At 68.3% G+C, this 1,430-nt stretch carries 1 protein-coding gene and 1 pseudogene; both read left to right on the top strand.

The window, feature by feature from the left end:
• Window positions 1-488 (top strand): annotated as a pseudogene (locus RH94_RS37725) (calcium-binding protein); the annotation flags it as partial.
• A gap of 362 nt (window positions 489-850) precedes the next feature.
• Window positions 851-1,153: a hypothetical protein gene (locus RH94_RS37720; protein ID WP_073952797.1), complete on the top strand. Its 303-nt coding sequence runs from the start codon at window positions 851-853 to the stop codon at window positions 1,151-1,153.
• Window positions 1,154-1,430 lie beyond the last annotated feature (277 nt).

The following is a 1,430-nucleotide window of genomic DNA, read 5'->3' as shown; positions in this document are numbered from 1 at the left end:
TGTCGCGGCAGAGCTTCACCACGACCACCTGCACCTACACGCTGAAAATCAATCCGCGCATCCACCCCCAGGACAACACCACGGCCGGGACCTGGACCGTGAGAGCCCACGCCCTGGCCAACGACGGTGACTACATCACCAAGGATTCCGCCGCCAAGGCGAAGGTCCTGCGCAGCTCCAGGCTGACGGTCAACGCCTCGCCGGAACCGGTGAAGAAGAACAAGACGATCACCGTCACGGGCGCCCTGACCCGCGCCAACTGGGAGACCTACAAGTACGGGGGTTACGCCAAGCAGCCGGTCAAGCTCCAGTTCAAGAAGAAGGGCACCAGCACCTACAAGACCCTCAAGACCGTCAAGACGGACAGCAAGGGCAACCTGAGGACGACGACGAAGGCCACGGCGGACGGCTACTTCCGTTACTCCTTCGCAGGCACGTCCACCACCCCGGCGGTCGCCTCCGCGGCAGACTACGTCGACGTGAAGTAACCCTCGGGAGGGTCATCCACCCTCCAGCAAGCGCGGAAGGCCCGGGCCGGGGACCCTTCGGTCTGGGCCTTCTCGAGCCCTGGCCTTTCCCGGCCGGCGGGCGGGTCAGCCGCTGCATCCCTTCGCGCTCTCCACGTTGGTCGACGATCTCGGTGTCCCCCCAAGCCTGCCAGCCGCACCGCAGTAACCGAACGCAGGCCCTGGGACATCCGCCTCCGTCGCCACCCCTGTCTGCCACCGCGCACCGCGTTCTCACATCCCGCTTCGTACCCGAGTTCGGTGGAGCCCGGAACCAGCATGCCTCCGGCGACCACACACGGTCGTCAACAGGGTGGATCTCATGGTGAATTGACGACAGTCGAATGCGCGAACCCACCAGTATCACGCCCGTCGTCCTCCAGGCCCCGGCCCCCGGCGTCGCCCAGGCACTCGGCTACCACGACAAAAGCACCACCCGCATCGCCACCACCAGCCGGCTGCGTGGTCGGGTACGGGCCGCCGGCGGTCTCCTCGACACGAGCCTGCCCGATCCCGCGGGTCTCGGAGAGCGTGACCTGACGCACGAACCGCTGCGCGGCGCTCTGCCGTGGCTGCCCCGCGAAGGCGCATTCCGGCATCGTGCGGCCCGTCCCTTGTGCCCGGTCGGACCGCAGCCGACGCAGTAGTCATGGCCCGCGGTGTTCCCTCACCGACGGCCTGCGCACCCGCAGCCGGATCACAACCCACTTCGAGCGCCGACGAGCATGCGCTGATCCTGCCGGGGAGCGCGGCCAGAGCCTCCGGATTCCGCTGCGGACCGGTTGTGGGGGTGTCCCACACGCCGGTGTCACCAAGCAGGGCGCGGCACGGACGCGAACGTGGACAGGGTGAACCAGCCGGGAGCGGCCCGGCGGAGTGTCTCGGGACCGTCGACCCTGACCGTTCCCGCGCGCAGTGCGTCGG

Origin of the sequence: Streptomyces kebangsaanensis (assembly GCF_001906585.1) — a bacterium.
Lineage (GTDB): Bacteria > Actinomycetota > Actinomycetes > Streptomycetales > Streptomycetaceae > Streptomyces > Streptomyces kebangsaanensis.
The sequence above is the reverse complement of the archived record's forward strand: the minus strand, read 5'-3'. Positions and strand labels throughout refer to the sequence as shown.

Excerpts from the sequence above, each read along its gene's own strand:
- RH94_RS37720 (WP_073952797.1), top strand. The coding sequence starts at position 851 with ATGCGCGAACCCACCAGTATCACGCCCGTCGTCCTCCAGGCCCCGGCC.